This window comes from Nocardia sp. X0981 (assembly GCF_977089955.1).
The window spans coordinates 4,798,263-4,816,757 of the sequence record NZ_OZ372435.1; the positions used below are offsets into that span (position 1 = coordinate 4,798,263).

Annotated in this window: 18 protein-coding genes and 1 pseudogene; 10 read left to right on the top strand and 9 right to left on the bottom strand. The window is 66.7% G+C overall.

The features are described from left to right. Positions 1 to 106 precede the first annotated feature (106 nt). Positions 107 to 745, top strand: coding sequence for a hypothetical protein (locus tag ACYR7D_RS21105; protein WP_459546261.1), 639 nt, complete (start codon positions 107 to 109; stop codon positions 743 to 745). An 11-nt stretch (positions 746 to 756) separates the two neighbouring features. Here ACYR7D_RS21105 and ACYR7D_RS21110 read toward each other — a convergent pair whose 3' ends face one another. Beyond that, positions 757 to 3,723 (bottom strand): BTAD domain-containing putative transcriptional regulator, encoded by a 2,967-nt coding sequence (locus ACYR7D_RS21110; protein ID WP_459546262.1) that lies wholly within the window; start codon positions 3,721 to 3,723, stop codon positions 757 to 759. A gap of 111 nt (positions 3,724 to 3,834) precedes the next feature. On the opposite strand from ACYR7D_RS21110, the gene ACYR7D_RS21115 reads away from it, so the two are divergent. Further along, the gene (locus ACYR7D_RS21115) at positions 3,835 to 4,674 is read left to right on the top strand and encodes a class I SAM-dependent methyltransferase (protein ID WP_459546263.1); all 840 of its coding nucleotides are present in this window, start codon (positions 3,835 to 3,837) and stop codon (positions 4,672 to 4,674) included. A gap of 68 nt (positions 4,675 to 4,742) precedes the next feature. Here ACYR7D_RS21115 and ACYR7D_RS21120 read toward each other — a convergent pair whose 3' ends face one another. Further along, entirely contained in the window at positions 4,743 to 5,423 is a 681-nt protein-coding gene (locus tag ACYR7D_RS21120) for a hypothetical protein (RefSeq protein ID WP_459546264.1), read from the bottom strand. A gap of 275 nt (positions 5,424 to 5,698) precedes the next feature. On the opposite strand from ACYR7D_RS21120, the gene ACYR7D_RS21125 reads away from it, so the two are divergent. Both ACYR7D_RS21125 and ACYR7D_RS21130 read left to right on the top strand, forming a co-directional pair. Continuing rightward, positions 5,699 to 6,328, top strand: coding sequence for an HdeD family acid-resistance protein (locus ACYR7D_RS21125; RefSeq protein ID WP_459546265.1), 630 nt, complete (start codon positions 5,699 to 5,701; stop codon positions 6,326 to 6,328). Positions 6,329 to 6,367: 39 nt separating this feature from the next. Further along, entirely contained in the window at positions 6,368 to 6,907 is a 540-nt protein-coding gene (locus ACYR7D_RS21130) for a hypothetical protein (protein WP_459546266.1), read from the top strand. 6 nt (positions 6,908 to 6,913) lie between these two features. On the opposite strand, the gene ACYR7D_RS21135 is transcribed toward ACYR7D_RS21130, so the two are convergent. After that, positions 6,914 to 7,366: a VOC family protein gene (locus ACYR7D_RS21135; protein ID WP_459546267.1), complete on the bottom strand. Its 453-nt coding sequence runs from the start codon at positions 7,364 to 7,366 to the stop codon at positions 6,914 to 6,916. 21 nt (positions 7,367 to 7,387) lie between these two features. On the opposite strand from ACYR7D_RS21135, the gene ACYR7D_RS21140 reads away from it, so the two are divergent. Further along, a complete protein-coding gene (locus ACYR7D_RS21140; protein ID WP_459546268.1) occupies positions 7,388 to 7,993 on the top strand; it encodes a CGNR zinc finger domain-containing protein in 606 nt (201 codons plus the stop codon). After that, positions 7,990 to 8,406: an SRPBCC domain-containing protein gene (locus ACYR7D_RS21145; RefSeq protein WP_459546269.1), complete on the top strand. Its 417-nt coding sequence runs from the start codon at positions 7,990 to 7,992 to the stop codon at positions 8,404 to 8,406. Before ACYR7D_RS21140 ends, ACYR7D_RS21145 begins: the two co-directional genes overlap by 4 nt. A 15-nt stretch (positions 8,407 to 8,421) precedes the next feature. On the opposite strand, the gene ACYR7D_RS21150 is transcribed toward ACYR7D_RS21145, so the two are convergent. Continuing rightward, entirely contained in the window at positions 8,422 to 8,895 is a 474-nt protein-coding gene (locus ACYR7D_RS21150) for an OsmC family protein (RefSeq protein ID WP_459546270.1), read from the bottom strand. Positions 8,896 to 8,998: 103 nt separating this feature from the next. Beyond that, positions 8,999 to 9,877 (bottom strand): SDR family NAD(P)-dependent oxidoreductase, encoded by an 879-nt coding sequence (locus ACYR7D_RS21155; RefSeq protein ID WP_459546271.1) that lies wholly within the window; start codon positions 9,875 to 9,877, stop codon positions 8,999 to 9,001. 105 nt (positions 9,878 to 9,982) lie between these two features. On the opposite strand from ACYR7D_RS21155, the gene ACYR7D_RS21160 reads away from it, so the two are divergent. Together ACYR7D_RS21160 and ACYR7D_RS21165 are read left to right on the top strand one after the other, a co-directional pair. Further along, positions 9,983 to 10,579, top strand: coding sequence for a TetR/AcrR family transcriptional regulator (locus tag ACYR7D_RS21160; protein WP_459546272.1), 597 nt, complete (start codon positions 9,983 to 9,985; stop codon positions 10,577 to 10,579). Between the two features lie 79 nt (positions 10,580 to 10,658). Next, positions 10,659 to 10,949, top strand: a pseudogene (locus ACYR7D_RS21165) (dihydrofolate reductase family protein); the annotation flags it as partial. Positions 10,950 to 11,045: 96 nt separating this feature from the next. On the opposite strand, the gene katG reads toward ACYR7D_RS21165, so the two are convergent. Both katG and ACYR7D_RS21175 read right to left on the bottom strand, forming a co-directional pair. Then, positions 11,046 to 13,229, bottom strand: a complete 2,184-nt coding sequence (gene katG, locus ACYR7D_RS21170; RefSeq protein ID WP_459546273.1) for a catalase/peroxidase HPI — start codon at positions 13,227 to 13,229, stop codon at positions 11,046 to 11,048. 27 nt (positions 13,230 to 13,256) lie between these two features. Next, entirely contained in the window at positions 13,257 to 13,658 is a 402-nt protein-coding gene (locus ACYR7D_RS21175) for a Fur family transcriptional regulator (protein ID WP_459550231.1), read from the bottom strand. 356 nt (positions 13,659 to 14,014) lie between these two features. Here ACYR7D_RS21175 and ACYR7D_RS21180 point away from each other — a divergent pair, with 356 nt between their 5' ends. Both ACYR7D_RS21180 and ACYR7D_RS21185 read left to right on the top strand, forming a co-directional pair. After that, a complete protein-coding gene (locus tag ACYR7D_RS21180) occupies positions 14,015 to 14,308 on the top strand; it encodes a hypothetical protein (RefSeq protein ID WP_459546274.1) in 294 nt (97 codons plus the stop codon). Next, complete coding sequence (locus tag ACYR7D_RS21185) at positions 14,301 to 14,621, top strand: hypothetical protein (protein WP_459546275.1); 321 nt, start codon at positions 14,301 to 14,303, stop codon at positions 14,619 to 14,621. Before ACYR7D_RS21180 ends, ACYR7D_RS21185 begins: the two co-directional genes overlap by 8 nt. A 165-nt stretch (positions 14,622 to 14,786) precedes the next feature. Here the strand turns inward: ACYR7D_RS21185 and ACYR7D_RS21190 are convergent, their stop codons facing one another. Further along, positions 14,787 to 16,052, bottom strand: coding sequence for a cytochrome P450 family protein (locus tag ACYR7D_RS21190; protein WP_459546276.1), 1,266 nt, complete (start codon positions 16,050 to 16,052; stop codon positions 14,787 to 14,789). A 254-nt stretch (positions 16,053 to 16,306) separates the two neighbouring features. Beyond that, complete coding sequence (locus tag ACYR7D_RS21195) at positions 16,307 to 17,422, bottom strand: hypothetical protein (protein ID WP_459546277.1); 1,116 nt, start codon at positions 17,420 to 17,422, stop codon at positions 16,307 to 16,309. Positions 17,423 to 18,495: the final 1,073 nt, after the last annotated feature.

Consider the following 18,495-nt stretch of genomic DNA (forward strand, 5'->3'; position numbering starts at 1 on the left):
GGGATACCGGATTCCGCCGCGAACGACAGGTCCGGTGAGATGCGGCAGTCGTTCGACAGCGTTCCGGCAGCCCGCTTCGAGATCGTGCACGAGGAGGTGATCGACGATGATGTTCATCGAATTGTTCTCGACCGAAGGCGCGCTCGATCCGGCGCAACGGCGCCGGGTAGCCCAGCGCCTGGGCACGATCCACGAATTGGGTGCCGAAGAGCCCGGTAGCGACGAGCCCGAGATGGCTCCCCGGTCGGCTGCCGTGTTCGCTTCGATGTTCCACGTGGTGGTGCACGAGCCGCAGCTCTGGGTCGCCCGAGAACGTGTTCTCACCGAGCAGGATCCCCCGCACTGTCTGGTTCGCATTCATGTTCCGGGGCCGTGGCGTAAGGATATGAGCGAAACATTGATCACCTATGCGACACGTATTGTCGCCGACGAGTTCGACGACCGGAAACTGCCCTACCGGCAGCCGACGGTGCAGGTGCATATCGTCGGGATCTCGGAGGGCAGTATCGGGATGTTCGGGAAGGTGATGAAGTCCGCAGATCTCGTCGAGATGTTGAGTGAGCCGTACCGGGACGACGCGAGTGCGGGGAAAGCGCTGAAAGACCCGATGTGCGGGGTGCTCGTTCCATTGGCCGAGGACACCGCCACCGCGGAGGTCGACGGTACGCTGTATGCGTTCTGTTGCCGCGGCTGTCGCGCCGAGTACCTGGCGAAACGGGGAAGAGGAAAAGCCGCGCAGCCGTAACGGGAGCGCGGTCAGTACACCCGGAGTTTCGCCACCGCACTCGCGTGGTCGAGGGAGCAGCCGCGCTTGTAATCGGCTCGATATTCCCGCAGGGCATACGTCAACCGCGCGACGTCGGGATTGCCGGAATTGGAGCCGCCCCGCACGGCGTGGGCCATACCGAGAATTTCCGCTGCCCGATGGGGCTCACCTTGCCGGTGGGCCAGATCGGCCATCCCGACTGCCACATGGGCGAGCATCGGCATATCGGGCAGGCCGACGGCGATATCCCGCGCTTCGCCGAGGTAGCGGGCGGCGGTATCGATATTTCCGCCGGCCGCGGCGAGATATCCCGCGCCGGCCGCATACAGTGCCCGCTCGGGAGGTTCCGTGGCGTCCGCCGCGTAGCCGAGATGCCTTTCCGCCTCGGCGAGGTCGCCGTCGTACCGGGCGAGACCGGAGAGGGAGATCCGGGCGAGTCTGATCTCGTGCGGAGCGGCAGCCCGGGTGATGATGTCCGATAATTGTTTGCGCGCGGTCTCGATATCCCCGGCGTCGATACGGACCATCGCCAGCCAGGCCTGCTGACCGTCGTGCGTGCCGAGTTCGCGGGAGAGCCGAGCTGCTTCGTCCAGCATGCCCAGTGCCTCGTCGATGTCACCGACGGTGACCAGCGCGCTTGCCAGCGACATCAACGACAACGATAATCCCCACCGTTCCCCGCAGGCGCGAAACTCTTCGACAGCTGCGGTGATATCCGCTCGGTCGCGGCCGGGCCGCCCCGAGGCACCGTGCAGCAGCGAACGGAGGAACAGCAGCATTCCCCGGGTCCACGGATCGGGGTGTTTCAGGTGCGGTTCCAGTATCGCCGATCCGTCATCGATCTCGCCGGTGGCCAGTGCCAGCAGGACACCGATGAGGGCGGAAGTCGGTTCGGGCGTAGCACAGGGCCGTTCCACGGTGGCCGCCGCGTCGCCGAGGCTGCCCGCAAAAGTCGCATTGAGCAGGTAGGCGGCGGTCGCGCGCTGTCGTGCGTCGAGCGGCGCCGCACCGGGCATCGAGAGCACCTCGCGTAGTTTCCTGGTGGCTTCCGCGTGATCGCCGTGGACGGTCCAGAACTGGCCGAGCGCGGCACCCAGCCGGACGGCCGTACCGGTGTCGTCGCTGTCCACGGCGACGGTGAGCGCCGCGGTCAGATTGTCGCGTTCGGTCTCGAGTCGGGCGAGCCAGGAGATCTGGCCGGCGCTGCGGAGGTGCGGTTCGGCGCGTTCGGCCAGTTCGAGGAAGTGGGCGGTGTAGGCGGTACGCGTAGCGGCCAGGCGGCCGGTTGCCTTCAGTCGCTCCAGACCGAACTCGCGGATCGTGTCGAGCATCCGGTATGTGCCGTGCGCGTATTCCAGCAGCGACTTGTCGACCAGAGCATGCAGGTCCTCGGTGGTGAGGCCGAGGTGTTCTGCTGCCTCGCCGGTGAATTTCACCGGGAAGACGGCTGCCCGGTCCGCCGCGTCGCGTTCGGTGTCGGTGAGCAGGTCCCAACTCCATTCCACCACGGCCCGCAAGGTCCGGTGCCGGGCAGGGGCGGCGCGGCTGCCGACGGTCAGGAGCCGGAACCGGTCGTCCAAGCGGGCGGCGAGTGTTCCGATCGGCATGGACCGCAGGCGAACGGCTGCCAGCTCGATGGCCAGCGGTAAACAGTCCAATCGGAGGCATATCCGCTCGACGTCGTCGGTCGGTACGAAATCGGGTTGTACGGCTCGCGCCCGATCGGTGAACAGCCGGGCCGCGGGCCCCGCTGCCAGCGGTGTTACCGGGAACAGCACCTCGCCGGTGATGCCCAGTGGTTCCCGGCTGGTGGCCAGCACCCGGAGCCGGGGGCAACGGCCGAGTAGTTCCGCTGTCAGTTGCGCCGCCGGGCCGATCACATGCTCGCAGCCATCGAGGATGATGGCGGTCTCACGGTTCGCCAGAGCCTCGACCAGACGGGACAGGGCATCTGCCGAGTCCTGCAGGCCGAGGGTCGCCGCCACCGTATGAGCCACCTCGTCGGAGCGTGTCACCGATACGAGTTCGACCAGCCGGACCGGGATATCCAGTTCGGCGCCCACCGTGGTGGCGAGGCGGGTTTTTCCCACCCCTCCGGGACCGACCAGTGTCACCAGCCGATTGTCCAGGAACTGTCGGCCTACGCGCCGCCGCTCGGCGTCGCGGCCGACGAAACTGGTCAACGGGGCGCGCAGGTTCCCGCGGTAGTGTGCTCGCTCGGTGTCCCCGCGTAGTACTCGTAGATGCAGCTCGCGCAGTTGCGGCCCGGGGTCGGTACCCAATTCCGTTGCGAGCAGGACACGGTAGTCCTCGTAGGTGGACAGTGCTTCGGTTTGCCTGCCGTCGGCGATGAATGCGCGGATGAGAAGTTCGCGCAATCGTTCCCGCAACGGGTGCGTGGCGATCAACTGGTTCAGTTCGGCCGGGATCCGGGCCCGCTCCGGAGAAGCCCCGGTCAGCGCCGCCTCGATGCGGTCTTCGGTGGCGTTCAAGCGCAGTTCTTCCAGCCGGGTGGCCGCCGCGGCCGCGAACGGTAGGTGCGCGATATCGGACAGCGGCTCGCCCCGCCACAATCCCAGCGCCTCGGTGAGGAGTTCCCGGGCCGCGCCGGGGCGTCCGGCGCGGAGAGCTCGACGTCCTTCTTCGGCCAGCCGTTCGAATCGTGTGGCATCGACCGCGTCGGCCGGGACGTCCAACCGGTATCCCGCCGGCGCCGTGAGCAGTTTCGCCGGTTCCGGGAGTGCTCGCCGTAACCGCGACACCAGTGAATGGAGGGCCGCGTCGGGATGGTGCGGAGTTTCTTCCGGCCATACTGTTTCCACCAGCGTCCGGGTGGACACCACGTGGTCCGCTTCCAGGGCCAGCCGTGCCAGTAGCGCACGTGCGCGCACGCCGCCCACCCCTACGCTCCGGTTGTCGACGACAACTCGCAGCGGTCCCAGAACCTCGATGCGCACACCGTGATTCTCCCGGAGACCCTCGGGGCGATGACAGGTATCCGGCACCGATTCGGCAGGGTCGCGGGGAACGGTCGGGCGCAACGACCATTCCGCACAGGGAGAATCGCTATGGCGCCCATTCGCAACATCGAACAGTTCCGGGTATGGAACGGAGAAGACGGACACCACTGGGCCGAACACCATGCCCGATACGACGCCATGGGTTGCGGTTACGACAAGCCTCTTTTCGAAGCCGCCGCACTCACCGGGCACAGCCAGGTGCTCGATATCGGCTGTGGGACCGGGCAAACCACCCGCATCGCCGCTCGGGTGGCCGTCCACGGGCGAGTGGTCGGGCTCGACCTTTCGGAGCCGATGCTCACCCGCGCACGACAGATCGCCGAATCCGAGAAGCTCACCAATGTCGAGTTCGAGCAGAGTGATGCGGAAGTCCACCCGCTCCTCAGGGCTCGTTTCGATACGGTGATCAGCCGCGCGGGGGTGATGTTCTTCGCCGATCCCGTCGCCGCGTTCGCCAATATCGCCACCGCCCTGAAGCCGGGTGGCCGGCTCGTGTTCACCTGTCATCGAGAGCCGGGCGAAGCCGTTGCGGCGATCTTCGCGGCGCTGGCCGAACACCTGCCGATTTCTGATTCCGCCGACCTCGACCCCAGGGTCGCCGACTTCTCCGACCCCGATCTGGTTCGCGATGTGCTGACCGGCGCGGGCCTCACCGCGGTTACCGCAGCCGGTTTCGAGGTTTCTACCGTCCTCGGCCGCGACTGCCGCGACGCCACCGAATTCCTGTTCGATGCCCAGCTTCGTTCGTTCATCGGGGGCGCCGATGTGACCGCCGTGCGTAGAGCCGGGAGTGCCGTCGCGGCGGCGTTGCGGCCGTACGAGACCGACCTCGTGCGGATTCCCGCGCGGGGATGGCTGTATGCCGCGGAGAAACCTGCTCGTGGGTGACCGGAGCAAGCGGTTCGGATCTCACACCAGGGGCCCGGGAATGTTCCCGGGCCCCTGGTGTGAGGTGTCTACTTCACATACACCGTGTCGTAGAACTGCAGTGCGGCCGCGATTCCCACCGGGACTCCGATGAGAACCACTCCGGCGGCGACACCGAGGGTGACACCGGCGGCCGCGCCGGTGAGGCAGAGCCCGATGGGGCCGGCGAAGAATGTCGGGACCACCAGCGGTGCGCCGATGGCTGCTCCCGCGACGCAGCCCAGCGCGCCGCCGATGAGGCTGCCCAGCAGGGTGCCGATACCGGTAGCGAGGCCGAATTGGGTGGCTGCCATGCCGAGGGCGCTGTCGAAGTCTTCCATGCCCACTGGTTGCAGCATGGTGGCGGGCCGGGCCTGTGCCGGGTCGGTGCTGGGGGTGAAGGTGGCGGTATTGCCGTCGACCTGGGCGGCGATCGGCCATTCCTTTCCGTCTTTGAGGTAGGTGAGGGGCAGGCCCGCGACGAGCCGGCCCTGGTCGTCGAGTACCTGGAATTGGCTGCCCTGGATGGTGAGCGAGCCGCCGTCGGTTCGCAGGACGACCGAGCTGTCGACGATGCTGGCGGTGTAGTGGATACCGGGCAGGATATCGGTCTGCAGGGTGGTGCCGTCGTCGGGTGCGGTGGGGACCGGGGCGGCGTATGCGGTGGTGGTGGCGGCGCCGAGTGTGGCGACAGCGAGCAGGGAAGCGGCGATGTACCGGCGTGTTTGCATCTGTCTATAGCCTTTGTGTTGCACAGCGAGTGAGGTCGAGTTACACCCCGCGTGTGCCTCATCAAAGGTGTGACTCGCGGATCCGTACCGGCATACGAACCTGCCAGATGATGGTCTGACCGCCGTGTTTCCCTGCTGTTACCCGTGATGTTCCCATTTCGTTAACGCAGGGGTGAAATGTTTTGCCTGCGTAAACCAGCGTCCGTCCGCGGAGAGCGCGGGGACACTCCGGCAACCGTGCGGCAATTCGGATTGCGAACCCATATCATTCAGCTATGCCGACCTACGAGGAAGCGGAGGCCGCTCCGGTGTTCGGTCGCGGTGTCCGCCGGACGGTGCTGTCGATGGGTGTCTGTTCGGTGGTGCTCGGGGTCGCGACGGTGGCCTGGCCGGGTAAATCGCTGGGTGCGGTGGGCAATCTTTTCATGTTCTCGCTGCTGTGCGGCACGGTGACCTTGGCGGTGGTGGCTTTCGGGAGCCGGCTGGGCCGTTTTCCGCGTGCTCTCCTCTTTGTCGCCGCGCTGTGTTCACTGGTGACCGCGACACTGTGTTTCCGGGCGGGGAACTGGACGCTGTTGCTGGCGATGTGGCTGGGGTTGGCGTGGGCGGTTCGGGGGATCGCGCACGCGGTGGCCGGGGTGTGGGATGACGATGATCTCACCGGAGGCGGTAAACAGGAAGTGTTCGGGTTGTTGACGCTGACCGCGGGGCTGGTGGTCGCGATCGCGCCGTTCGAGGATATCCAGACGCTGGCGGTGGTCGCGGGCTGCTGTATGACGGTTTTCGGGGTGCTGGAGATCCGGACCGCGCTGGGGGCGGCGGAGGGCGAGGCGCTGACGACGGATCAGCAGGTGAGCTCGGTGATCGCGAATGCGGAGGGTTCCGGCGGACGCACCCGCGGCTGAGGCGTCGAATCGGTTCCGGTTTCGCTACTCTTCCTTGGTATGGCGACCACGGCGAGCCATCGGATCATGCGCCTGCGTGCTCTCATCGAGCACCCCAATACCGGCGAGGGCGAACGCGCGACCGCGCAACGCATGCTCGACCGGTTGCTGGATCGTTCCGGTTGTGTACCGACCGGTGACCGCACCTACGGCAACCGCCATCATCGGGTGGGTAAGCACGCCGATCTGCCGGCGGTGGCCGAGATGATCCGCGCGGATATCGCGTTGGCGCGCGTCATGTTCGCGCCGCAGACCCGGTTGGGTGAGCCCGCCGTCCGCGATCCGCTGGGGGACGCGCCGGTACAGATCGATATTTCGGTCGATCTGCCCCATCACGGTTGTATCGACATCACGATCGAGAATGTGCCGCGTGAGTGGGGCTGGGTGGTCGAGGACGGTATCGAGCGGGTCAGTCCCCGGTTGCAGGAGCTGGCGACCGAGTTGGCCGAGATCATGAACGGCTACAACTTCGACGGCAGCGATATCGCCAAACGTTTCTTCGGCCGGGTGCGGATCCCGGAATTGACCTTGGTGTGGTGACTTCGCTCAGGAGGCGCAGAATTCGTTGCCTTCCGGATCCAGCATGACCCACCAGTGCCCGGCGGGCCCCTGATCCACTTCCCGGACCCGGGTGGCGCCGAGTTGTTCCAGGCGGGTGACCAGTTCGTCGAGACCGCCGGGGGCGCTGTGGATATCGATGTGCAGGCGGTTCTTCGCTGTTTTCGGTTCGGGGACGTCCTGGAACAGGAGGCGGCGTCCTTTTCCGATACCGGTGACCGGGTCGAACGGATCGTCGGGGTGACGGACGGCGGCAAGGCCGCGGAAGAGTTTGCGGCCGCCGTGTTCGGTGACGGCGGCGGGATCGAGGTGACCGGCGGCGAGCAGTTGGTCGATCAGGGTGGTCTGGTCTTCCGGTACGTATTCCAGGGCGGCAGCCCAGAAGTCCGCGATCACGGGTGCGTCTGCGCTGTCGATGACGAGTTTCCAACCGAGAGTCATGTAACTAGTTATAGTGGTTACATGACTGCTGGTCCACACCCGGGGCTCATCCTGCGTTCCCATACCGGTGGCACCTACCTGTTCGATCCCGGCGCGTTGTGCCTGGAACTGCTGCTCACCGGCGGTCCCGGCCCGTACCGGGTCTACGAGGTGTTGCACGAACCCGGCGATGTGGCCGCATGGGCCGCACGCAGCCGTCTCACCCCCACTCCGGAACTGGAGATCACCGCGGCCGAACTCACCACCGCCCGCCACTTCCGGGACGCATTGTTCGCCGTCGTCCGGGCGCACACCCGTGGCGAACCCCCGGACTCCGCGGATCTGGAAACCGTGAACCAGACCGCCGCCCGGCCGCCACTGGTTCCCACTGTCACCGCGGACGGCGCCCGCGGCTGGCAGGAGCCCGGCACGGGCACCCAACTGCTGTCCACCCTCGCCCGCGACGCCATCGAGCTGCTCACCGGCCCCTACGCCCAGCGGATCCGGGTCTGCGCGGCAGCCGACTGCCAGCTGATGTACGTCGATACCTCCCGCCCGGGCCGGCGGCGCTGGTGCTCCATGGAGCATTGCGGCAACCGGCACAAGGTGCGCGCGCACCGCTCCCGTCACACCGAGAAAGAAGGATGATCACTGTGCCCACCGGACTCACGAAGGACGCAGGCTGGCAGATCGGCGTATCCCGGACCCTGCCGCATGCGCGGGACACGGTCTGGAACTACCTGACCAGTCCCGCCGGTATCACCGCCTGGCTCGGTGCCGGAGCCGCGCCGCTCCCGGAGCCGGGCGCCACCTACCGGACCGAATCCGGTGCAGGCGGTGAGATCCGCAGCTACCGCCCGGGTGAGCGAATCCGCCTGACCCACGGCACGACCACGGTGCAGGTCACCACCACCGCCGCGACCGCGAATACGACGGTGCTCCGCTTCCACCAGGAGCGGATGTCCAGCGCGGCCGAACGGGAACGCCAGCGAACCCACTGGCACCAGGTGATGGATCGGGTGGCCGCCGCCTTGGCCGCATATGCTCCCCGGCAGCGGTGACCGGGGCCGCGCCGATCACCCCGCGACCTCGATACGCGGGGAATGGGTCACCGGGAAGTTCACCGAGGCGGCGATGAAGCATTCGGCCGCGGCCTCACGGTGCAGTTCCCGGGCGCGGTCGACCATCCCGGCGGAGGCGACGGTGACCACCGGCCGTAGTTCGACCTCGGTGAAGCGGCCACCGCCTTCGCTGTCCTCGGCCATGACTCCCCGCGCATCGTCACGGTAGCCGAGCACCGTGACACCACCGGTCGCGCAGAGATGCAGATACCACAGGAGATGGCATTGACTCAGGGCGGCCACGAGCAGCAGTTCGGGATTCCAGCGTCGCCTATCGCCCCGGAAGGCCGGATCCGCCGATCCGGCCAGGTCGGGGCGCCCGGCCGCCCGTGTCACATAGGAGCGGTCGTAGGACCGGTAGTCGACCGTGCCGTGGTCACCCGCCCCGGTCCAGTCGGTGCGGCATTCGTAGTGGTGCGTAGCTGCCATACCGGTGATCATCTCCGTACCGGGTGGCGCTTGTCGATTCTCCGGTTCAGCCGCGGTCGGCGGCGTTGCGCAGATCCAGCCAGAAGCCTCGGTACCCGGCGGCTCAGGTCCGCGCCGGGTCCGTTCCTGCGGGCCAGCTGAATTCGGGATCGGTGGTGTAGTCGAGCCGTCGCTGGTCCAATGCCATCGACACCATCTGGTGGGCGCCCGGGCCGATGATCCGGCGCAGCGGGGGATCGGGTAGTTCCACCAGTTCCAGCAGTGCCGCGGCCGCGACGGCCGGGTCGGCGTCGACCCACTCGGGTTCCCCGGCGGGTTGCGGGGCTTCGGGTTCGGGCCGCGTGTGCGGGCCGGGGTAGTCCGGTGTGCCGAGTACGGCGGTGCGCAGTTGCGCGTAGGCGGGGTTCGCGGTAGCGAATCGCATACTGGTTTTCGCCCAGTCGGTATCGAAACCACCCAGTTGGGCGATGGTAACCGCGATTCCGAAGGGGCGCATTTCGTCGGCGAGGGCGGCACTGAACCCTTCCAGGGCCCATTTACCGGCGTTGTACATGCCGAACAGCGGCATGCTGCCGACCGCTCCGACGGTCGAGATCTGCACGATATGCCCGTGGCCCTGGGCGCGTAGGTGCGGGAGCGCGGCCTGGGAAACCCACACCGCGCCGTAGAAGTTGGTGTCCATCTGGTCACGGATCTCGGTTTCGCTGAATTCTTCGACCGCGCCGACGAGCCCGTATCCGGCGTTGTTGACGATGACGTCGACGGTCCCGGTGACGGTGAACGCCTGGCGTACCGCGGTGCGGACGTTCTCCCGGTCCCGGATGTCGAGGGGGAGGACGGTCAGGCGGTCGTGGACGAGGTCCTGCATGGTGTGCGGGTTGCGGGCGGTGGCCACCACATGATCACCGTGTGCGAGTGCCGCCTCGGTGAAGGCACGGCCCAGGCCGCGGTTGGCGCCGGTGACGAACCAGGTTCTGGTCAAGACAAGCCTTTCGCTACGAGACGTTGCGTCTCGTCAAGGGTGGCAGTCCGCCTCCGCGCTTGTCAAGACGAGACGGTTCGTCTCATTACAGTTATCATGGGGGCCATGGCAGACACCCCCGCCGCCGCCCGCCGCAGCAAACGTTCCCGCGACGCGATCCTCACCGCCGCCGCGGCGCTCATCCGTGAAATGCCCTACGGCAAACTCACCATCGAAGCGATCGCCGCGCGCGCCGGGGTGGGAAAGCAGACGATCTATCGGTGGTGGCCCTCCAAAGGCGCCGTGATCTTCGAAGCCATGCTGGAATCCAGCACCGGCCCCCAGGGCCCGGCCCTACCGGATACCGGCGATATCGCCACCGATCTGGGCGCACTGCTGCACGGGTCGATCGAAACCCTGACCGATCCGCATACCGAGGCGTTCCTACGCGCCGTGTTCATCGAGATCCAGCAGGATCCCGAACTCGCCGCCACCTACCGTGAGCGCCTGCTGCTACCGCAGCGCGCCGCCGTGGCCGGCCGTCTCGCGGCCGCGGTGGACGCCGGTGAACTACGCCGCGATCTCGACCTCGAACTCGCCACCGATCTTCTGCTCGGTCCCATCCAAACCCGGTGGTCACTCGGCCTGGGTGGGCTCACTCCCGCCTACGCCGACGCTCTCCTGTCGGCCGCTCTGACCTCCCTGCGCGCCGGGGCTTCGTGAGCGTTCGCACCCCGGCCGGCGGACGCTTCCAGATAGGCGGCGGTGAGGATATCGGAGGCGATGCCCTTTATCAACGCGCCGGCCGACGTTCTCGCTGGGAGAGACCACCTTCCACTTCCTGGATGCCACTCCCGAACAGGCTTTTACGGCAGCCGACGGCCGTGATGTGCGTATCGGCGGGGGAGTGGCCACGGTGCGCGACTTCCTCGCCGCCGATCTCGTGGACACCCTGCACATCGCCGTCGCGCCCCACGAGCTCGGCGCCGGTGAACGGCTCTGGAACAGCCCCGAGGAACTGCTCGACCGATTCCACCTGGAGAAGGTCCCCAGCCCCAGCGGCGTCGTCCACCATTTCTTCTGGCGCCGTTGAGCACACGGCACCGGCCCGGAAAGCCGGTTGCCCGGGCACCGTACGGTGCCCGGGCAACCGGAGACCACCCACCCGGCCCGGCCGGAGGGGCCGATATCAGGCCAGGTCGAAACGATCCGCGTTCATCACCTTGTGCCAGGCCGCGACGAAGTCGTGAACGAACTTCTCCTTCGCGTCGTCGCAGGCGTAGACCTCGGCGACCGCGCGCAGTTCGGAGTTGGAACCGAACACCAGGTCGTAGCGGGTACCGGTCCATTTGACCTCGCCGGTCGCGATATCACGCGCCTCGAAGGTCTCCTGGGACTCGTCGGTGGATTTCCACTCGATCCCCATATCGAGCAGGTTCACGAAGAAATCGTTCGACAATGTGCCGACGTTCTCGGTGAACACACCCTGTTCCGACTGCCGGTAGTTCGCGCCCAGCACGCGCAGCCCGCCGAGCAGTACGGTCATCTCCGGCGCGGTGAGGCCCAGCAGATTCGCGCGGTCGATCAGCAGATGTTCCGACGGCAGCCGGTGCCCCTTGCCGATGTAGTTGCGGAAACCGTCGGCCCGTGGTTCGAGCACGGCGAAGGAATCCACATCGGTCTGCTCCTGCAGTGCGTCGTTACGGCCCGGTGTCACCGGCACGGTAACGGCCACACCGGCGGCTTTCGCGGCCTGTTCGACACCGGCGGCACCGGCGATCACGATCAGGTCGGCCAGCGATACCTTCTTGCCCCCGGACTGGGCGGCGTTGAACGATTCCTGGATCTTCTCCAGCGCGCTCAGTACGGCGGACAGCTGTTCGGGTTCGTTGACGTCCCAGCTCTTCTGCGGCTCCAGGCGGATACGGGCGCCGTTGGCGCCACCGCGCTTGTCACTGGAGCGGAACGTCGACGCCGAGGCCCAGGCGGTGGACACCAGCTGCGGTACCGTCAGCCCGGACGCCAGCACCTGCTCCTTGAGAGCGGCGATATCCGCCTCGTCGACCACCTCGAAGTCCACGGCCGGGATCGGGTCCTGCCAGATCTGGATCTCGGCGGGAACCTCCGGACCCAGGTAGCGCTCGATGGGACCCATATCGCGGTGGGTCAGCTTGTACCAGGCGCGGGCGAACGCGTCGGCGAACTGGTCCGGGTTCTCCAGGAAGCGACGGGAGATCGGCCCGAACTCCGGATCGACCCGCAGCGACAGATCGGTGGTCAGCATCGTCGGCTTCTTGCGCTTCGCCGGGTCGTGCGCGTCCGGGATGATGTCCTCGGCGCCCTGGGCCACCCACTGGTGGGCGCCCGCCGGGCTCTTGGTGAGCTCCCATTCGTAGCCGAACAGGATTTCGAAGAAGTCGTTGGTCCACTGCGCGGGCTTGGTGGTCCAGGTGACTTCCAGGCCACTGGTGATCGCGTCTGCGGCCTTACCGGCGCCGTGGGCACTCTTCCAGCCCAGGCCCTGCTGCTCGATCGACCCGGCCTCCGGCTCGGCGCCGACCAGTGCGGCATCGCCGGCGCCGTGGGTTTTCCCGAAGGTATGCCCGCCCGCGATCAGCGCGACGGTCTCTTCCAGATCCATGGCCATCCGGCCGAAGGTCTCCTTGATGTCCACGGCCGCGGCCAGCGGATCCGGGTTGCCGTTCGGGCCTTCTGGGTTCACGTAGATCAGTCCCATCTGGACGGCGCCCAGCGGGTTCTCCAGATCTCGTTCGCCGCTGTAGCGTTCGTCGCCCAGCCAGGTCGCCTCCGGGCCCCAGTACACATCCTCGTCCGGTTCCCACAGATCGGCGCGGCCACCGGCGAAACCGAAGGTCTGGAAGCCCATGGATTCCAGTGCCACATTGCCGGCGAAGATCATGAGGTCGGCCCAGGACAGTTTCCTGCCGTACTTCTTCTTCACCGGCCACAGCAGCCGGCGCGCCTTGTCCAGGTTCGCGTTGTCGGGCCAGCTGTTCAACGGCGCGAAACGCTGCATACCGCCGCCCGCGCCACCCCGGCCGTCGGTGGTGCGATAGGTGCCGGCGCTGTGCCAGGCCATCCGGACCATCAGCGGACCGTAGTGGCCGAAATCGGCGGGCCACCAGTCCTGTGAGGTGGTGAGTACTGCGGTGATGTCCTTGCGGACCTCGTTCAGGTCCAGGGTCGCGAACTCGGCGGCGTAATCGAAGTCCGGGTTCATCGGGTCCGACGCCGGGGCGTTCTTCCGCAGGATCTTCAGGTTGAGCTGGTTCGGCCACCAGTCCCGGTTGCCGGCACCGGTGGTGGGGTGTTTGGCCGCGAACGGGCACTGGCCAGTGGTGGTCTCGGACACTGCGTTCCTTCCGGTAGGGAGGGTGTTCTAGCTGGGGGACGAAGAGCAGGTGGGGCACAGGCCCCAATAGGTGACCTCGGCGGTCTCGATGGTGAAGCCGTGGTCGTCGGAGGCGGTCAGGCAGGGGGCGGGGCCGGTGGCGCAGTCGACGTCGGCGATCACGCCGCAGGACCGGCAGACGAGATGGTGGTGGTTGTCGGCGACCCGGGTCTCGTATCGGGCGACCGAGCCGACGGGCTGGATACGCCGCAGCAGGCCCGCGGTGGTCAATGCCCGCAGCACGTCGTATACGGCCTGGTGGGACACCGCGCCCAGCGTTTCCCGGACCCGGCCGCTGATGGAGTCGGTATCGGAATGGGGGTTGTCGTGCACCACGCGCAGCACCGCGAGCCGCGGCGCGGTCACCCGCAGTTCGGCGTCGCGCAGCATGTTCTCGAATTCGACGGTAGTGGGCACGAACCGCAGCCTACCCGTTTTCTGGAATCAATCAAGTATTGGTTTAATTCCAAATTAGCCCCCGCGACAGCCGGTGGGCCGGTAGTATGCGCTCCCGCGTCGACGACATCGTGAACGTTCCGTTGCGCTCAGGAGGAGCACGATATCCGCGATCCCCGTTCGGCCGCAGGGGAATTGCCACACTCGCCTCGTTCGCCGGCGAACCGGCGCGGCGAACGGGCAACGACCCGGCGCGGTGGAGCGTGCCCGGCCCACTTCCCACGCCCTCCACCTTCCGGCGTCCGGTGAGGTCCGCACCGGGTAATACCGGGGTATTATTGTGCTGAGTTGTGGAGTACGAATGGCATGCGTCCAGCGAACCGCTCCTTCAGCACTTCGAAATCGCGACCTGGGAAGTGATGGAGGTACTGTTCTCGCCGCGGCGCTGGCCGCGGCCGGCGACCACCCGCCAGGGGTTACCGGTACTCACCGTATGGGGCCGCACCGACGCCGGGCGGCCACTGGTGGTGGTGTTGCGGCAGCCTCGTTCGTATCCCGATTGCTGGCAGATCCTCATGGCCGCGCCCATGGGAACCCACCAGCTCGCCGAGTTCACTGCATGGGAGGCGACTCGAAATGAATAACGAACCCGGTTACCCGCGCAGCGCCGCCGAAGCCGAACGGTTCCTGGACGAGCTGACCTTCGACGACACCGCCGACAGGCCGCCGCTGCCGCCCGCCACCGACGAGATCGAACGCGGTATGGTCACCACCTCGCTCAAGATGCCCGCGGATCTGCGCGACCGCATCCGTGAGGTGGCCGCGGCGCACTGCGTCACACCGTCGGTACTCATCCGCCAATACATCGAACTGGGATTGTCCGGCGAACAACCGGAACGGATGATCCCCCTGTCGGACGCCATCCGCGTGCTGTCCAGTCTCCGCCCCACCGCCTGACATTCCCGCCCCCCGGAGCGGATACTTCCCGCCCATACGGTGAGAACCGAGGTGGATCCGCGCCGATCCCGTCGGGGTGTGCTCCGCCGACGTCGGTGAAGCACACCATCGCGCAGCGCGCGTCGGATCCGGGCGGCACGAGCGGCTCCGCGCCACCCGGGTGGTTCACGGAACGCTCAACGGCGGGGCGGGCTCGAAATACACGGGCAGCCCGGCCAGCGCCCGATGGAAGGGGCCCGGGCGCCACACCAATGCCTGCCGGGTATCGAGATGGAGATCGGGGATGGCGTTGAGGAGGACATCGATCGCGCTGCGCACCGCGGTACGTGCCAGCGACTGGGCCGGGCAGGCGTGCGGCCCGACGCTCCAGGCCAGATGTGAGCGGTTTCCGACGAAGCTGCCGCCGGGAGAATCGGATCCGCTGCGGATCTCGGGATCGTTGTTACAGGCGGAAAGGCTGATGACCACCGGCTGATGCGCGGGCAGCCAGATTCCCTCGACCGGTATGGGCTGACGCGGGTAGGTGGTGCAGAAGTTCGCCATCGGTGGGTCGTTGAAAAGGACGTTGTCGATGGCGTCGTCGGTCGAGAGGTTACCGCCGAAGCTGTTTCCCGCCCCGTACTGCGGCTCGGTGATGATCAGCAGCAGCGCATTGGTGATCAGGTTGCGCTGAGCCTCGAAACCCGCGCCGTAGAAGCTCATCAGCTGCGCGAACACCTCGATATCGTCGAGCGCGTTACCGTGCCCGACCAATCGTGAGGTGGCATCGTCGCCGGGGCGATCACGTTTGAGATGGATCAACTCCATGAGCGCGGATCTGAGTATCCCCATCCCTTCTTCGGCCCGGACCGTATCGAAACGAGCGGCCATACCCGCCGCGACCCGCAGACCGATATCGTCCGGGCAGCCGCAGATGTGGTTGATGATCTCGAGGGCGAGCGGGAAAGCGTACTGGCTCATCAGATCCGCGGTGCCGTGCTCGCAGAATGTGTTGATCAGCGGGGTCGCGATCCGCTCGACGGTGTGGGGCAGCGAATTGAGATCGACACCGTCGATACCGGCGGAGGACGCCTGCCGATAGCGGGCGTGCAACTCGCCGACGTTGTACCGGGCGGCCGGAAACCACTTCATCATCGGCAGAACCGGGGAATTCTGCGGTACGGTTTCCTGCCAGTACCGCGGGTCGGCCGGGAAATGATCGGGGTCGTTGAGGATCTGCACGGCGATCTTGTGACCGATCACCAGCGTGGCCGGTACCCCGGGTGCCAGTTCCACCGGCACCAGCGACCCGTGCCGCGCTCGCATCTCCTCGTACACGCGATGCGGGTCCGCGGCGAACTCCTGCGTGTACATCGGGAAACGCGGCCCGGGGATTTCGGCGACCGGCCCGGGCGCGACAGGGTGGGCTCCCGCTGCCGGAAGCCGGGACATCGGGAAACGGTGTGGCGTGGTCAAGAAAGGGACTCCAGTTACGGGACTCGGACGAGGACGATTACGGCGCGGCCGTTCCTGCGAACTTCCGCGCACTGGTTTGTACCTCAGGGCTCACCGGCCACTGCGCAGGTGGTCGCGAGACATTGCCGTGGCGGAGTCCGGTGAGGTGCGTCCACTCGGTGGAGCACGCCGCGTCGAGCACCGGTGTGGTGGGTGATGCGGGCATCACCCACCACACCGGTGCTCCGAATTCACCCGGAGACCGGATCTTTGCTGTGATGGGTGTCCCGGTCCGGCTCCGCGGGCCCCTCGGCGTCCGCGAGTGCGACGATGCCCGCCGCGCACACCCGCGCCTCCTCGGCACTGTGCCGGCCCAGGCCACACGCGGCGGAGATGCCGTAGGCGCGACCGGCCGCCTGCTCGAAGAGAGACAGCGCGCGGGCACCGCCCTCGGCCGTATCGGGGGAGGCGACGCCGGCGATCAGGCGCCACTCGGGATCGAGGGAGCGCAGCGGGGCGTAGAAGGCGGGATCCACGGGTGCCGGGTGGGAACCGTAGGCACACGGAAGGTGCACCGGGGGCAGGGGTATCTTCCGCTGCCGGAGCAGAGTGCCGGTGTGGCGCAGCAGGGTTGTCGCCGGTGTCAGGTCACGCGGGCTCAGCAGGCTCTGGTGCTGGTAGTCGCCGTAGCACAGGTGCACGATGGTGTCGTTTCCGCCTTCGATACGGTGCACCTGTTCCAGGAACCCGGCGAGCTGACGCGCGACCATCGGCGCCATCGCCCACAGCATGCGCAGGTCCTGCGCTTTGACCACGCTCAGCAGGGCCAGGGGTGATTCGATCTGCCAGAGGATCCGGTCGCCGTGGCGGCGAGCGATTTCCGTCATCTCCCGCAGGACGGCGTCGGTGAACACCGGCAGATGCCGTAGTGCGGCCAGTACCAGGTTCGAACGCCGCAGAGCGCGCCCGGTGGGCAACCCACCGGAGACCGCGGCGCCGGCGAAGACGAACATCGCCAGGTCCAGTGGGCTGGGTTGGCTGATCTGCAGTTTCGCCCCGGCCAATTCCGGCCTGTCCCGCTGCAGGGATTCGAAAGCGGCCATCACCTCATCGATCCGGTCGATCCGATCCATCGAGACATGTCCGGGCTCGAGTTTCCGCCCGGATCGGATGCCGTAGCTGGGGAAGTCGCTGTAGTCCGCGAACTCGCCGCCGCTGACCAGTTCGAGGACATCGGCATGTTCGCGGCGGGCCCGGAGGTAGTCCAGGATCCAGTCCGGGTCCAGATCGCAGGGCACCGCGGTCAGCGGTTTGCCGCCACTGTGATCGACGAACCACTCCAGAGCGGCGCGGTCGCCGTCTGCCATCAGTTCCGGTGGGAGGCTGCCTACAAAATGTACATACCGACTCATACGTAACTCTTCTGTCGCCCGGCTGATAGAGCCGGTGATTCCGCGAACCACCGGCCCGCCGACGACCCTACACAGAAGCGGTTGGCAGCGAGGCACTTCTCGTTGAGCAGCAAGGGTTTTCACAAGGTCATCCCACTAATTCTAGCGGGATCCGGCCATCGAAAACGCTTTGTTTCCACATGGTAACCAGGTCGTTCCCACCCTGTGGCCGCCGGCCCGCCGATCACGTGAACGAGCCGGCCCCACACCTCCGAGCACACCGGTCCGCCGGGGCGAGCCCTCGACCCCTCCCCGGCGCCGGCACATCGGTAGGGGTCCGGCCGGCCGTCCCGGACCTCCGCCACCCTTTTGCTCCGCATGTCGCACCACCGAATTCCGCCCCTGTAGCGGCCGATGAGAGCAGCGCCGGCAATAGCCCGTTGCGGACCTTGCCACGGCTCGATTAGTATTGCTTTCTCAAGCTGGTCGTCTGGATCGCGAATATACTGGCGACTGCCGAACCGATTGCCATTACGGCGGGTCGGCAAGACGGAAGATTCTCTCATTTGTCGGGGATGGGGAGAATCCAGAGGGAATTCGGCGACGAAGCGGTCGTCGGATCCACACGGACACTGGTGCAGAGGTGAGCTCGGTATCAGAAGACGATTCGGTGCAACCGATGAATTCCAACTGTGAACATTCCCGCCCACCGAACCCGACTCGCTTCCGAGCGACTTCGGTGATATGTATATCTTCCACCCAGGGGACGGTGGTAATGAGACTGCACGCTGCGAGACGCGGGTACGAGCCGGGCCCACCAGGCAGCCCTCGGAACCACGCCGTGCACGGCAGGTATCTCGATCCGTAACGCTCTGCGCCGGCCCTCGCCCGTGGAAGGCGGGGCCTGCAGTCGCGCGCGCGGTATTCGTCACCGTCGGGCCCCATTTATTCCGCTTCATTTCCGTTCGGTGTCGATTCGAACCCGGATCAGGACTCTTCGACGCGAAAACGAAATGCGATCGCGCCATTAGAAGTTCTTTCCGAGGGAA